Annotated in this window: 11 protein-coding genes; all 11 read right to left on the bottom strand. The window is 63.3% G+C overall.

Going from position 1 to position 14,689, the window contains the following annotated elements:
- Positions 1 to 15 precede the first annotated feature (15 nt).
- Positions 16 to 2,631: an EAL domain-containing protein gene (locus tag NHF53_RS13620; protein ID WP_252834628.1), complete on the bottom strand. Its 2,616-nt coding sequence runs from the start codon at positions 2,629 to 2,631 to the stop codon at positions 16 to 18.
- A 134-nt stretch (positions 2,632 to 2,765) separates the two neighbouring features.
- Complete coding sequence (locus NHF53_RS13625; RefSeq protein ID WP_252834629.1) at positions 2,766 to 4,529, bottom strand: methyl-accepting chemotaxis protein; 1,764 nt, start codon at positions 4,527 to 4,529, stop codon at positions 2,766 to 2,768.
- Positions 4,526 to 5,650: a chemotaxis response regulator protein-glutamate methylesterase gene (locus NHF53_RS13630; protein ID WP_114364579.1), complete on the bottom strand. Its 1,125-nt coding sequence runs from the start codon at positions 5,648 to 5,650 to the stop codon at positions 4,526 to 4,528. Before NHF53_RS13630 ends, NHF53_RS13625 begins: the two co-directional genes overlap by 4 nt.
- 6 nt (positions 5,651 to 5,656) lie before the next feature.
- Entirely contained in the window at positions 5,657 to 6,553 is an 897-nt protein-coding gene (locus NHF53_RS13635) for a protein-glutamate O-methyltransferase CheR (RefSeq protein WP_252834630.1), read from the bottom strand.
- 82 nt (positions 6,554 to 6,635) lie between these two features.
- Entirely contained in the window at positions 6,636 to 7,112 is a 477-nt protein-coding gene (locus tag NHF53_RS13640) for a chemotaxis protein CheW (protein WP_252834631.1), read from the bottom strand.
- A 123-nt stretch (positions 7,113 to 7,235) separates the two neighbouring features.
- On the bottom strand, positions 7,236 to 9,326 hold the full coding sequence (locus tag NHF53_RS13645; RefSeq protein WP_252834632.1) for a methyl-accepting chemotaxis protein: 2,091 nt from the start codon (positions 9,324 to 9,326) through the stop codon (positions 7,236 to 7,238).
- Positions 9,323 to 9,853 (bottom strand): chemotaxis protein CheW, encoded by a 531-nt coding sequence (locus tag NHF53_RS13650; protein ID WP_252834633.1) that lies wholly within the window; start codon positions 9,851 to 9,853, stop codon positions 9,323 to 9,325. Before NHF53_RS13650 ends, NHF53_RS13645 begins: the two co-directional genes overlap by 4 nt.
- Positions 9,850 to 11,877, bottom strand: a complete 2,028-nt coding sequence (locus tag NHF53_RS13655) for a chemotaxis protein CheA (protein ID WP_252834634.1) — start codon at positions 11,875 to 11,877, stop codon at positions 9,850 to 9,852. Before NHF53_RS13655 ends, NHF53_RS13650 begins: the two co-directional genes overlap by 4 nt.
- A complete protein-coding gene (locus NHF53_RS13660) occupies positions 11,877 to 12,242 on the bottom strand; it encodes a response regulator (RefSeq protein ID WP_252834635.1) in 366 nt (121 codons plus the stop codon). Before NHF53_RS13660 ends, NHF53_RS13655 begins: the two co-directional genes overlap by 1 nt.
- Positions 12,239 to 12,613 (bottom strand): STAS domain-containing protein, encoded by a 375-nt coding sequence (locus NHF53_RS13665; RefSeq protein ID WP_252834636.1) that lies wholly within the window; start codon positions 12,611 to 12,613, stop codon positions 12,239 to 12,241. The genes NHF53_RS13660 and NHF53_RS13665 overlap by 4 nt, the downstream gene beginning before the upstream one ends.
- A gap of 608 nt (positions 12,614 to 13,221) precedes the next feature.
- On the bottom strand, positions 13,222 to 14,235 hold the full coding sequence (locus NHF53_RS13670; RefSeq protein WP_252834637.1) for a helix-turn-helix domain-containing protein: 1,014 nt from the start codon (positions 14,233 to 14,235) through the stop codon (positions 13,222 to 13,224).
- Between the last annotated feature and the right edge of the window lie 454 nt (positions 14,236 to 14,689).

The raw sequence follows: 14,689 nt of genomic DNA on the forward strand, positions 1-14,689 counted from the left end.
CTGAGACCGTATCGGCTATTTCGCAAGCGGGAAGCTGCCGGGGAGCGTTTCGAGCGCATCCTTCGATACAGGACGGCTGAACAGGTAACCTTGCGCCAGCCGGCAGTGGAAGTTCCTGAGGATCGCAGCCTGCTCAGAGGTTTCGACGCCTTCGGCCACGACCTCGAGATCGAGACTGTGGGCGAGGGAGAGAATGGCTTTCAACAGGTTCATCGAACGCCCGTCGCTCGTCATGCGGGAGACGAACGAACGGTCGATCTTCAGGACGTCGATCGGGAACCGGGTGAGATAGCTGAGCGCCGAGTAGCCCGTACCGAAATCGTCGATGGCGATGGTGAAGCCCATTTTCCTGAGTGCGGTCAGCGTTTCCAGAACGTGCTCATGCTCCTCCAGCAGAAGGCTTTCGGTGATCTCCAGTTCGATCCATTCCGCGCGGCAACGCGTCTCCTCGAGAACGCTTTCGGCCAGTGCCAGCAGCCCGCGGGTCTGGAATTGCCGCACTGACAGATTGACCGCCACCTTCTGGACCGGCCTGTCGGGTCCGTTCCATTCCGCCGCGGCGAAGCAGGCCTCGCGGAGCACCCAGGCGCCGATGTCGACGATGAGGCCTGTGTCTTCCGCCACTGCCATGAACCGGTCCGGTGAGATCATGCCGAGGCGGGGATGGTTCCACCGCAACAGAGCCTCGGCGCCGGAGCGCCGGCCGTTCTTCAGGCACACCTTCGGCTGATAGTGCAGGCACATCTCGCCTCTCCGCACGGCATGACGGAGATCCAGTTCCAGCATCAGGCGCTCGCGCGCGTGGGCGGTCAGTTCCTTCGTATAGAAACGGAAGGCGTTTCGGCCGTTGCCCTTCGCCGAATAGAGGGCGGTATCCGCGTACTGCACCAGCTCGTCCGGTTCGGTGCCGTGGTCGGGCGACATCGCGATGCCGACGCTGCACGATACGAAGACTTCCTTCCCCTGCACGACGAAACGCTTGTCGCATTTGCGCAGGATGCGCTCGGCAATCTGTTCGAGATCGTCCCTGCAGCGGATATCCGGCACGAGGACGGCGAACTCGTCTCCTCCCAGCCGGGCTACCGTGTCGACGGCGCGCACACAGGAGGAGAGCCTTTGTGCCACCTCGTGCAGCAGGGCGTCACCCGCGGGATGCCCCATGGTGTCGTTGACCGCCTTGAAGCGGTCGAGATCGATCACCATCACACCGGCCATCTGCCCGGAGATCGCCGCATCCGAGATCATTCGGCGCAAGCGTTCGTTGAACAGTGCCCGATTGGGCAATCGCGTGAGCTGATCGTAATAGGCGATCTGCCGGATCTTCTGGCGGGAGGTGTGAAGCTCGCTGATGTCGCGGCCGACGGCGAGCACGCTCGTCACCTTGCCCTCCGTGCTGAATTCGGGGGTCAGTTTGACGAGATGGCAGAAACGGTTGCCCGCGTCGTCCTTCCAGACGGCCTCGAATTCCTGCTCGCCGCCGGTCGTCAGCACATCCGAAAGGAACCGTTCGAAGATTTCCCCGTTCTCGCGGACGAGCAGTTGCGAAGGCCGGAGACCAAGGAGGCCGTCCGCCTGATTTCGGAGCAAGGCGCCGGCCGCGGGATTGGCGTACCGGCAGCGCAGGTCGGGCCCGTAGCGCAGGATCGGGTCCGAAGAGTGTTCGACGAGCGTGCGGAATTCCTGCTCACGCTTGGCGAGCATCTCCTCGATACGCTTGCGTTCAGTAACGTCGCGGGCAAGGCCGAGCACGCCAATCGCCGCTCCGACCGAGTCGAGGATCGGCACCTTGCGGGTCTCGATGAGCCTCTCCTCGCCGGTTTCTGGATAGGTCACCCACTCTTCATTTATGCACACCTTGCCGGCTTCGGTCGCCTCCCGATCCTTCTGCACGAAGGAAGCCGCGAGCTCCGGTTCGTAGAGATCGAAGTCACTCCTGCCGATGATTTCCGCCTCGGTCTTGCAGCTTCGTCGCTCGAAGGCGTGATTGCACATCTTGTACATCCCGGACTTGTCCTTCAGCCAGACCATATCGGGAATGGTGCGCAGTACGCTCAGGAGCCGGGCGTTTGTCTCATCCAGCTCCCGTGTGATCTTCCGGGTTTCAGTCAGGTCACGCATCATGCCGATCCAGAGAACGGTGCCGTCGGGCTGGCGTTGGGGGACAGCCTTGATTTCGAGCTGTCTCTCGCCCTTGCCGGGATGCAGGATGCGTATTTCCGTGCTGCAGGGATCGAGGGTGCGGGCGGATGCCGTCAGGCAGGCCCGCATCGCCGCCTGATCGTCCGGATGGCACCGGGCGAACAAGAGCTCGGCAACCCGCCCCACATCCTTCGGCAAGGGACCGATGGCGTCCGCGATCTTCTCGCTTGCGTAGACGCAGGAGAGCTCTCCGTCGTCCCCTATGCGGGCGGCGAAAAGGGCGGCCGACATCATATCGGCCAACGAGGCAAGCTGCTCCTGGAATGGAAGGCCCGGACAGGATGCCGCGTCCAGCTCCAGCGTCCGCTCGCCCAGAAGGCGCGCGTAGTCGCCGAGGCATCTGGCGAGACCGCTGACGTCCCTGCACGTCGGCGGGGCGGCCGCTGCGTCGCACCCACAGGCATTCGCGGACATGGTTTGGCATTTGATCATGACGCTTGCTCCCCCCGGCACCGGACCGTCAATTTCCGGCTATCGTCGTCAGTAATCTCGAAGAGATCGCGCCAGAGCCGCTCCTGCCGCTTCGGCCTTGCGATCCGCCTTCGGGATGGATGACTGGTGCCGCTTCAAAACAGGATGTCATCGAGTTCACCCGCCGCTTCCGCCTGTGCCGGTTCGCAACGCTCTTTTTCGGCAATATGGCCGAAGAGCCCGTCATAGATCCGGCGTTCCGCCTCCATCGTGTAGCTCGCGCGCAATCGGCAAAGGAAATCGGCGTCCAGGTCCTGTCCCCCATCCTGTGCGACTGCCGAGGACGCAAGCACCGCCAGTTCCTTGCGTGCGCTGCTCCAGCGGTCGGCGAAGTCCTGGCGTTCGACGGCGCTTTCGGCGGCGGCACCGAGTTCATAGAGTGCTCGCGGACCGCTTGCCGCCATGCCGGTTGCCCGCTCGCTCAAGCGCTCGATGACGGCTTCGAAGAGGCCGATCGCCGCGTTGGCGTCCTGCTCGATCGCCGCGATGCCCTCGGCCGGGCCCGTTGAGCGGGCCGTCATCAGGGCCCGCGCGATATCACCGGCGCCGTCGAGTGCGGTGACAATCGTTCCCGCGGCGGTCGCCGTCTGTCCGGCCAGTTCACGGAGATCGTGGGTGATGACGCGGAGCGCGTGGCCTTCCGCTCCGAGCTTGCCGCACTGGATGGCAGTGTTGAGACTGAGAAGATGGATCTGGTGTTCGATGTCCGTGATCGCGCGGACGCGGTCGAGCATGGCCTCGAGAGCCTCGGCGACGTGGTTGACGGCCGCCTCGGTCTTGTCGCGGGTGTCCCGGAAATCCCTGAACAGGGAAGAGATTTCCCGCAGGTCTTCGACCATGCCGTGCAACGCCGTTCCGCCGGACGACAGAAGTATCTCCGCTTCCTCGCTGCCGGAGTGGAGCACCGACGAGGCATCGAGGGAAAGCTGCCGGAGCGAATGGATGATGTCGCCGATCTTCTGGGCGAAATCCGCCATGGTCTCGTCAAGCTGGCTCACCTGCAAATTGCAGACCGCCGCGAAGGTTGCGTCCGCAACAGGAACATCGGGCAGGCGCCCGCCAAGGAGGTCCAGCGCTTGTTCGATATGCTCGATGCGCTGGCGAGTGACGTCGCCCGTCTGCAGGCCGGCGATCGCCGCGCCGATCCGGCTTCTGATCTGCAGCGTCAGCGACGCATGTTCCTGTGCCCGCGCCTGTGCGCTCGTGCGGTGTTCGACGATGGTTGCCAGATGCTCGCGAATGCGGCCGGAGATGGTGCTCGTTGTGGCGCCGTGGCGCCGCGCGAGTGCGGCGTTCGCGAGATGGGCTTCCGATAGCGTCTCGGCAAATCTCCGGTGCGCCTGGCCGAGCGTCGTGATCGCGTTTTCCACGCTCTGCGCGAGTTCGACCATGTCGATCGTGAAGGCGCCGAGATCCACCTGGTCGCTCAAGATGCCGGCGGCGGCGATGCGCGCGTTCACGGCAACGAAGCGGATCGCGCGAACGGCATTGCGAAGTCCCGCGACAGGCGTGTCCAGGCTGGTCGCCATGGCCGTGAGCTGCGCGATTTGCTCCTGTTCGTCCGCATGTGAGGCGGTGAGTTCGCCCAGCTGCTCCCGTACCGTTTCGAGGCTCGCTGCCGCGGCAAGAAAATCGGCGCTTTCGAGTTCGGCCGGCATCGCCTGGTGGAGGTTCGAAATTTCGTTCAGCAGGCCGGCGCAGGTGCCGAGATGCTCGCCCATTTCGAGGAAGGTCTTTTCGATCGCCTTTCTCGGCTCGGCGAGCTCACGCGCGAGGTCGATGAGCCGGCCCGCCAGGTGGTCCGCACCCGGTTCGTCCGGCGTCGGCCGGAGTGCGATGGCGGTATTGTGGTGTCTCATGCTGCGCCTGCCGCGGATCTGGGACGCGTCCCGTTGATGATGTCGTCGGCAATGCGGTCGAGCGGCAAGACCCGCTGGACGCCGCCGAGTGCGATTGCTTCCTTGGGCATGCCGAAGACGACACAGCTCGCCTCGTCCTGGGCGATGGTCAGGGCACCTGCGGTCCGCATCTCCAGGAGCCCGTGAGCGCCGTCGTCCCCCATGCCCGTCAGAAGGACACCGGTCGCGTTCGCCCCGGCGCTCTGGGCGGCGGAGCGGAAAAGGACGTCGACGGAGGGACGGTGGCGGGAGACGTGCGGGCCATCCTTGATCGTCACGCGATAGTGCTTGCCGACGCGCTCGAGCAGCATGTGGCGATTACCGGGCGCTATGAGCGCCTGGCCGGCGACGACGGCGTCGCCATGGGCGGCCTCCTTGACGGAGATGGCGCAAAGGCTGTCGAGGCGTCGCGCGAAGGCTGCCGTGAACTTTTCCGGCATGTGCTGGACGATGACGATCCCCGGGGAATCGGCAGGGAGCTCGCCAAGCAGTTGCCGCAACGCCTCGGTCCCGCCGGTCGAGGCACCGATGCAGATGATCCTGTCGGTCAGCACGCCGTTCGCGCGCACCGGAGCCATGGCGGGCAGAATGGCGTCGGCGCTGAGCTTCGCCTCGGCCTTCACGGGCGGGGCAGGACGGCGTCGATTGCCGATGCGGGAGTGCGCCGCCGCACGCGCGACGTCGCAGATCCGCATCTGCGACTCGGCAAGGGCATGGGCGGTGTCGTATCGCGGCTTGGTGATGACATCGACGGCCCCGGCCTCGAGCGCCTGCACGAGGGTGTCCGAGCCCTCCTCCGTCAGTGACGAACAGATGACGACGGGGATCGGCCGCTGGCTCATGATCTTGCGCAGGAAAGTGAGCCCGTCCATGCGCGGCATCTCGACGTCAAGGAAAATGACGTCGGGAACCTGATGGCGCATGCGCTCGACCGCCACGTAGGGATCGGATGCGGTTGCCATCACCTCGAGATCGGGCGTGCTGCTGATGATGTCGGCAAGGGCTTGGCGTACCGCGGCGGAGTCGTCCACGATCAGCACGCGGATCTTTGCCGCCGGGTTGCTGGGGGATAAGCCGGGCACGGAATGTTACCTCAGTCCTGACGTGTTTTCGAAGACACCCGGCGCCCATTGCTTGAGCTGCAGGTTCGTGCCGATCATCGATTCCGAGTGGCCGAGGATCAGGAAACCGCCGGGGCGCAGATGGCCCACAAGCCGCGACACCACCGCTTCTTGCGTTGGTTTATCGAAATAGATCAAAACGTTACGCAGGAATATCACATCGACGTCGCGGTCGACGGGATAGGTTTCTTCCATGAGGTTGAGGCGCTGGAAGCGCACGAGCCGCCGGAGCTCGGGAACGATGCGGACCTCCCCATGCCAGGAGGTGGTACGCCCGCGCATGAGATAGCGCTCCTGCATGTCGAGCGGCACGGGCGCGATCATCTCTGAAGGGTAGGTGGCCTGCTTACCCGCCGCGAGCATTTCCGTCGAGATGTCCGTTCCGAGAATGGCGAACTGGAAATCGTCGCCGCGTTCGACCATGTCGGCCAGTACCATGGCGATGGTATAGGCTTCCGCGCCGTTTGAACTTGCGGCGCTCCACAGCTTCAGCCGCGGCTTCGCGCCCGCGGGGCGTCGTGCCGTCAGCGACGGTATCAGCTTCTGCCGCAGCAAGACGAAATGCTCGTTTTCGCGAAAGAAGTCGGTCTTGTTCGTCGTGACGGCGTCGATGACGTGAACCAGTTCGTTTTCGAGGCCGTTCTCGTGGAACAGGTACCGGCAGTAGTCGGTGAGCGATGCGCAATTGAGGCTGCGCATGCGCTTGCGCAGGCGACCCTCCACCATCAGCCGTTTGGCCGGCGGCAGCTTGATTCCGACATGGCCGCCGATCAGCGTCGCGATACGGCTGAAATCGGCGTCGCTGAGGCGGTCCTGTCCTGTCCGGGCCGGTGTTTCTGTAACGCGAAGTAAGGCTTGAGACATCAGGAGGTCCGATTTCGTGGGTGTGGGATGGGATCGGCGGCGGCCGCAAGCAGCTCGCGGCCAGTGGTGCGGGAAACCGCCCTCAGGCGGCGTGCGCGGGCGATGAAATCAGCATCGCCTCGCCCGAGCTGAAAAGGCGCCCGAGGTCCAGAACCGTGACGAAATTGCCGTTTCGGCGGCCAATCCCGGCGATGAATTCGGAGCGCCATTTGACGCCGATCTCCGGCGGGGCGTCGAGCTGCTCCTCATCGAGAACGCTGACCTCGAAGACCCGGTCCGTCTTGAGGCCGAAGGTAAGTTCGCGCTCGCCGACCGGAACGTTGAGCACGATGATGCGGGTGTCGGGTGTGTCGTCGCTCTTCTCAAAGCCCAGCTTCAGGCGCAGGTCGACGACCGGCACACCCTGGCCGCGCACATCGATCATTCCGAGAAGATGAGGCGGAGCGTGGGGAAGTCGCGAAATCGGATGAACTTCGAGTATCTCTCTGACCCGCTCCACCGGCACACCGAGAAGTTCGCCGGCGATGCCGAGGGTCACGTATTGCCGTATGTCAGCCATGGGGCACGCTTCTTTCGTGTAAGTCGTTCGTCGGTCCGGCCTCTCCCCCCAAAGACTGGCAAAGAAGGGGGGAGAGGCGGCCGCCCGTGCCGTCGGCATCGGGCGGAAAGGTGGCGGAGCGGATCAGGCCGAGCGCTTGAATTCCGCGTCGAGCTTGTCTCCGGCGTCCCCGAGATCGAAGGCGAAGCCGCCGTTCGATTTCGACGGCCGGGTCGCGGCGAGCTGCGGGGCGGCTGCCTTCACCTTCTTCTGCAGACCGGCAACCGAATGTTCCGGAGCCGCATGCTGCGTCTGGCGCACGGCGCGGGCGGAGGAGCCTGCCGTCTCATCGAGGCGGAAGTAGCTGATCGAGGACTGCAGCTGCTCGGCCTGGGTGGCGAGCTCTTCCGAAGTCGAGGACATTTCCTCGGCGGCGGAGGTGTTCTGCTGGGTCACCTTGTCGAGCTGCTGGATCGCTGCGTTGATCTGGCTGGCGCCGGCGTTCTGTTCGTTGGAGGCCGCCGAGATTTCTGCGACGAGTTCCGCGGTCTTCTGGATGTCGGGGACCAGCTTCGAGAGCATTTCGCCTGCCGACTGGGCCGCCTTGACGGTATCGCCGGAAAGGCCGGAGATTTCCTGGGCGGCAGCCTGGCTGCGTTCGGCGAGCTTGCGTACTTCGGACGCGACGACTGCAAAGCCGCGGCCGTGTTCGCCGGCCCGGGCCGCCTCGACGGCAGCGTTGAGGGCGAGCAGGTCGGTCTGGCGAGCGATTTCCTGAACGATCAGGATCTTCTCGGCGATCGTTTCCATGGCCTTGACGGCTTCGCCCACGGCCTTGCCGGAGGTCTCGGCGTCGACGGCAGCCTGGCGGGCGATCGCCTGCGTCTGGCCCGCATTGTCGGCGTTCTGCTTGATGTTGGCGGCCATCTGTTCGACGGATGCCGAAGCTTCCTCCGTCGAGGACGACTGTTCGACCGCGCCTTGGCTCAACTGCTCGGCCGCAGCCGACAGTTCCTGGCTGCCGGCAGCCACGTTGCGAGTGGCGGAGACCACTTCGCCGACCACTTCCTTGAGCTTGCCGACCATCTGGTTGAGGGCGTCGACCAGGTCCTTGATCTCGTCGTTCGACTTGACGGTGGCCGTCGCGTTCAGATCACCGTCGGCGACCGCACGGGCAAGGTTGACTGCACTGGTGACCCCGCGGGAAATGTTGAGCACGATCCAGGTTGCTGAAGCCGCTGCGATCAGGGTGATGAGAGCAAGCGCCCCGATCAGCGTCATGCGCGCCGTTTCATAGGCTGCCGCGGAATCGGCCTGGCCCTGATTGACGTCATCGCGTAGCCGGGTGGTCATGTCGTTGAGGATGGCCATGGCCGCACGCCGGGAGTCAGCTCCCTGCGCACTCGCCACAGCGGCCTGATAGCCCCCGTTTTCGAGGCCCTTCGATACGGCTTCCTTGACCAGGGGCAACCAGGCTCCAACGCTCGTCTTGATATCCTGGAACGCCGCGTAGTCCGCACCGACCAGCAAGCCATCGGCCTTGGCGATCTGCGCCTCGAGGTCACCGATGCGGGTGTCCACTTTAGCGGCGTCGTTTTTCTGGGCCTCAGGATCGGTCCGGTCGGTCAGGACTTTCAGAGTGTTGGCACGAATGCGCAAGATCAGGTCAGACATGTCGGTCAAAGCGATGTACCGGTTCATCGCGATGTTGTCCGTCGACACAGCCGCGGCGCTCTCAAGGCTTTGCCTCAGCTCATCCACCTGGCTAACCATGTTATTGTAGGCCTTGAGGGCTTCGTCCTGCAAGAGATCGTTTGCCTGCTCGATGGACTGAAGCGCGGCAAATTCCTGCACCTTGACATCAGCCTCGAGGAACTTGGCCCATGGCTCCTTGAAGGAGTCGATATTGGACCTGCCCTCGGCGCCAGACAGATCGTAGATCTTGGCAACGAGCTCATCGAGCGTCTTCTTGTTCTGCTCGATGGACGCCGACAGCTTTGCCACTTCGCTCTTGTCGGATGCGAGAACGAGCTGCTTTTCGTCCCTGTCGATACGCACTGCGGTCGCATCGATCTGGTTGGCAAATCTGATGCGCGCGATTTGGTTGTCGATCAATCCGTCATAGGTGCCACGAAGGGTTGCGAGGTTGTTGATGCCCAGGAACATACCCCCGGCCGACAACAAGACGACGGTAGTAAATACCGCACCCAATTTAACTTTCAGTGTCAATCTCATAGAGTTTTTCCTTCTTCCAATTCGAGTTCGAGGACCTTGCGACCCTCGGATCCAAAAATTCTTTCCATATCGGGGATGATGATGAACTCGTCCTCGCGCTTGCCGATGCCCCGAACGTATTCGGGACGCCACCGCATGCCGACCTTCGGCGCTTCCTCGATCGAGGCCGACTCGATGTCGGTGACGTCATGCACCCTGTCGGCCAGGATGGCGGCGATGGTCGGTTCGCCGTCGAGATTGATCTCGATGACGACGATGCGGGTATCGAGGTCCGGCGGCGGCCGGTCCATGCCGAACATGACGCGGAGGTCGGCGAGCGGGACCACGCGGCCGCGGACGTTGATCAGTCCACTGACGAAGGGTCGTGCGTTCGGCACTTCGGTGATCGGCACGACATCGAGGATCTCGCGCACGCTTTCGGCTTCGATGGCGAAGAGCTCGCCCTGCAGTCCGAGCGTCAGTGCCTGCATCGAGGTGGCGGGTATCCGCGAACGTTCGCCGCTGGCGTTTGCAGCTGCACTCTTCATGCCGCTCTCCCCGCTTGCGCTGCCCTGAGGCGGTTCTCGAAGCTCTGGCCGAACCGCACGAGATGGGTGACGTCGAGGATCAGGGCCACCGTGCCGTCTCCGAGGATCGTGGCGCCGGAGAAGGTTTCGACGTCGGCGTGCAGCTTCGACAGCGACTTGATGACCGTCTGGTTGTTGCCGAGGATCTGGTCGACGACGAGACCGACCCGCTGTTCTCCGACGGCGACGATGACGACCTTCTGGTGAAGATCCGGCGGAGCCTCGGTCCTGAACAGCTCGCGCAGTCTGAGGAACGGAACCAGCGAGCCGCGGATATTGAGAAGGCTTCGGCCCTTTCCGACGGTTTCCGCCGTGATCGGCAGTTCGACGCATTCCTCGACCGCAGAGAGGGGAATGCAGTAGCGGCCGTTGCCGACACGCACCAGCATGCCTTCGATGATGGCGAGCGTGAGCGGCAGCCTCAACGTGACCGTCGTTCCCTCGCCCGGCTTCGAGGCGACGTCAATCGATCCGCGGAGCATGTCGATCGTCCGCTTCACCACGTCCATGCCGACGCCGCGGCCGGACACGGAGGTGATCTCCCTCGCCGTCGAAAAGCCGGGATGGAAGATGAACCGGAAGAGATCCTGTTCGGGAAGTTTCGCGTCCGGCGCAAGGAGACCCGCTTCCTCGGCCTTGGCGCGGATGCGTTCCGCATTCAGGCCCGCGCCGTCGTCGGTGATCGAAATCGCGACCTCCGCTCCGGTGTGGCTCGCGGCGAGGCGAACCCGCCCGACAGCCGGCTTGCCAGACGCACTGCGGCGGTCGGGCCTTTCCAGGCCGTGGTCGACCGCATTGCGGATGATGTGAACCAGCGGGTCGGCAAGCCGTTCGATCATCGTCTTGTCGAGTTCGGTCTCCTCGCCCGTGGTGAGGAATTCCACCTCCTTGCCAAGGTCGCGTGAAAGATCGTGGACGAGCCGCCGGAAGCGGCCGAACAGCGTTCCGATCGGCACCATCCGGATTCCCATCGTCGTGTCGCGCAGGCCGGACGAGAGCCGTTCCAGTTCCTCGGCGATGGTCTTCAGGTTGACGTCGTTACTGGCGTCGGCGAGCTGCGACAGCCGCGCCTGGGCGATCACCAGTTCGCCGACACGGTCCATCAACTCGTCGAGACGTTCGGCGGGCACGCGCAGCGAGGAGCTTGCTTTTTCGCGAGCCTCCGTCGTGCGTGCCGACTTCGCAGCAGCAGGTGCGACAACCTCGTTCGTGTCTGAGGGTATCGCGGTCGCTTCGGACAGCGGAGCAAGTCCCCGGTTGTCGATCGTCTTTTCCGTATCGGCCCCAAGGGCCTCGATCGACAAATCCATTCCATCCTTCAGGAAAATGAAGACGTCGTCGATGGCGTCCCGCGGGGCGGCGGTGGTCAGTTTCACATCCCAGGCGAGGTAACAGACCTCCGGGTCGATCACCTCGACCGGCGGAACGGCGTCGGCGTTGGCGGTTACCACGCATTCACCGAGACCACGCAGTTCGTCGAGCAGCAGGAGGGGATTGGCGCCGAGCGCAAGCGCATCCTCGGGCAGCCGGAAGCGGATGTGCCAGAGGCGAAGGGAGGCAGAGGGTTCCGTCACCATCGGAGCCGTTTGTGCGGCATTGCGGTTCGCCGCCGGGACGTTGCTGACGATCTCTTCCAGCCGTGCGAGGATCGGGGAGCCCTTGGCTGCGTGGCGGCCCGGTTCGGCAATGAGCTCGCTGACGTGGTCCTTTGCGGCGAGCGCGACGGCGATCAGCGGGGCCGTGATGGCGGTCTCGCCCTTGCGGACGCGATCGAAGGCGGTTTCGAAGGCGTGGACGAAGCCTGCGACCTCGGTGAACCCGAACATGGCGCCCGAGCCTTTGAGCGTGTGCAGGGCGCGGAAGGCGCTGTTGACCAGGTCGGTATCCTGCGGCGACTGGCCGAGGTCGAGCAGGGACTGCTCGAGCTGCTCGAGCAGGTCGCGCGCCTCCTGGCGGAATGTTTCGACGGGATCGTTGGACAGCATCAGCCGGCAACCTTTCGGATGACCGACAGGAGTTGGTCGGGCATGAACGGCTTGACGATCCAGCCCGTCGCACCGGCGTCCTTCGCCTGCCGCTTGAGCTCTCCATCCGATTCCGTCGTGAGGAAGATGACCGGCACGCCGACCGAGCCGGGGTGAGCGCGGTATTTGCGGATGAAGTCGATGCCGTTCATCACCGGCATGTTGAGGTCGGTGACGACGGCGTCGACCTGGTTCGCCGTCGCTTTGGCATAGCCATCGGCGCCGTCAGCGGCCTCGATCACCTTGTAGCCGGCACCCGTCAGAGTCATTTCGACCAGCTGTCTCACGGAGGCGGAGTCGTCGATGGTTAGGATGGTCTTGCTCATGCGTCCTGCCTTTCTTTGAAGTTCGATGCCAACCCGAACGCATCGCGTCGTTCACCGTCGTCGCCTCCGTGACCAGCCAGCCCGGATTCGATGAGGATCGTCTGCAGCGCCTCGGAGGGGAGGGGGTAAATCGACAGGGACTTGTGCTGCTGCTCGGCGCTCTTGCGCGCCGCAAGCAGGAGCTGCACGACGGCGACGTCGAGGCTCTTCAAATCCTGGATATCGATCGTTATGCGGTTGGAGCCCGCCATGGCCTCGCGCAGTCTCGCGCAGATGGCACGGGCATCGCGCAGTGTAAGCCGGCCAGAAAGGGGGATCACTTCGCCCGTTTCCTGCGATGGGATAGTCGAGTGGTCTGCTTTGCTTTCCATGCTCTCTTCAATGCTTTGTGGGTCAGCGAATGAGGTCGCCGATCCAAGTGGCCAAGGGCGCTATCTTCGGGAAGATACACGCATAGATTGTTGTTGCGGCCGAACGATGCCGTCTGAATGACGGCAGCACCGGCGATAAAGGGGGGGAAAGGCCACGGGATCTGTGTCGACGACGAGCGCAACTGGCTCCGGCGGCATCATGCCACGCCCGCGATGGATCTCGCGTGCTCAACGTTGGCGGCTGGGGTTCCCTTCGTGGATCGGCCGATCTGCCGACCGATCCACGAAGCGGAACAAAGTACTCAGGTTATTTCAAAATCGGAACGGAATTTCTATTTTCTTCAATACTTACATTAGGCTCTGCAAATTATTACTACAGTTTGCGTGGTCCAATTTTCGCCAGCCCCCTGAAGAAATCCTTAATCGGATTGATCTAGCGCAAAACGGCTTCGCAGAATGGATACGAAAATACCTATGTGGATATCGATCGCACCTTCCGGAGGTCAGTGCAGCAGTCTGCAGGCGCGGATCGCAACCTGATGCGGACACATGTTCGACGCGCCGATGCGCGGACCGGGGAAGCAGGACAGGGAAGGGGTCTTCAGCGGTTACGCGCCACGGCCATCGTCGCGGACAGACGAGATGCGTCCGCGCGCCGCCTTCGCCTCCTGCAACGTTTCAGTCGGAAGCTCTCCGAACGCTTCCCTATAGATAGAAGAGAAGCGTCCCATGTGGGTGAAACCCCATTTGCGGGCGATCGCGGCAATGGTGTTGCCGTCGGAGGCTTCCGAAATCTCCCGCCTGACTTCCTCCAGGCGAGCCTTCCGCAAGTATTCAAGAGGGGAGCATCCCCTGAACTTCTGGAAGGCGACCTGTAGCGAACGGGTGCTCGTACCGGCATTCCTGGCAATCTCGCCGATGCCCATCTGCGACGAAATATTGGCCATCATGAATTCGATCGCTCGCTTCACATGCCTTGGCGCCGCCGGCGAGACTGGCCGCACGAGTTGGTCGGAATATCGATGCGGGAATATCTCCAGGAGGGTGACGAGTGCCGCACGGAAAAGGCCTCTGATCAATGAATCGGGCGGGGTGCCGGTCGAAAGGTCTGCCAGTCGCGCCCAGATGAAGGTGGCGAGCTTGATAACGTCGCGTGCCTTGCCGGCGTCGATCTCTCCGACGACTTCGAAATCCTGAAGTACGGGCGCATCCAGCAACTCGCTCAACTCACGGACCACCGCGGAGCGGGCGAACGCGAGGCCGAGGTGCCCGCAGTTGCCCTGGAGAAAGATCGAATCCGCCGGCTGGAAATCCGTTGCGACGAGCGAACCGGGCACGGCCGCCAGTCGAACGCCCCTGGCGGTCACCGCGAGCGCGCCCGTGAGAGGCGTGAGGATGCACAGCGACTCCGTCGGCGCGACAAACGAAACCTCGAGATCGTGACGGTTGATGTCGCTCCAGAGATCATAAGGGCCGGCCTTGACGTGCAGGCGATCGACGGAAACGGGAGCGCCAGCTTGGGTCGATTGAACGGCCACGGGCGCGATCGTCCGCCCGTAGAACTCGCTGACCTCGTTGATATCGGCATCGGTGACGCTGAAGCGCGAGAGACTTACCGTCAAATTCTTACTCTTCGTATATCTGCTGGAAGCCGCAATCGGGATGCTGGCAATCTGCCCGCCGGCAGGACCGCGCATCGTGCCGAGCGGAATTCTCTTGTTTCCGATATGTGTGGTGGAACCTGCCGTCGGCGCTCTTCGTCCAAAAACGAAATGCGCTTCTTACTGATACAGCTCGTCGGTATGGGGTCAATTTGCGTCTGGACACGTCGCCGTTGGATCAATCAAATGCTGAGAGGGCTTTAGCCCGGGAAGCTTGCGCGGTGCTCGCCATCCGTGTGGCCGGTCAGTAGGCCGCCGAACTGATCCCGGCGCACCGGCTTTGCAGAAACAGGACATTCTAGCTTTGCGGCTACAAACATTGTGGCGGCCAGATTGAAATGTCCGTTCCGGCGCAAAGTTGAAATGTCACTTTGGGCTGCCGCACGGCACTCCGACCAGCCCCGATCTGACCGGC

Origin of the sequence: Ciceribacter sp. RN22 (genome assembly GCF_024054295.1) — a bacterium.
GTDB classification, from domain to species: Bacteria; Pseudomonadota; Alphaproteobacteria; order Rhizobiales; family Rhizobiaceae; genus Allorhizobium; species Allorhizobium lividum.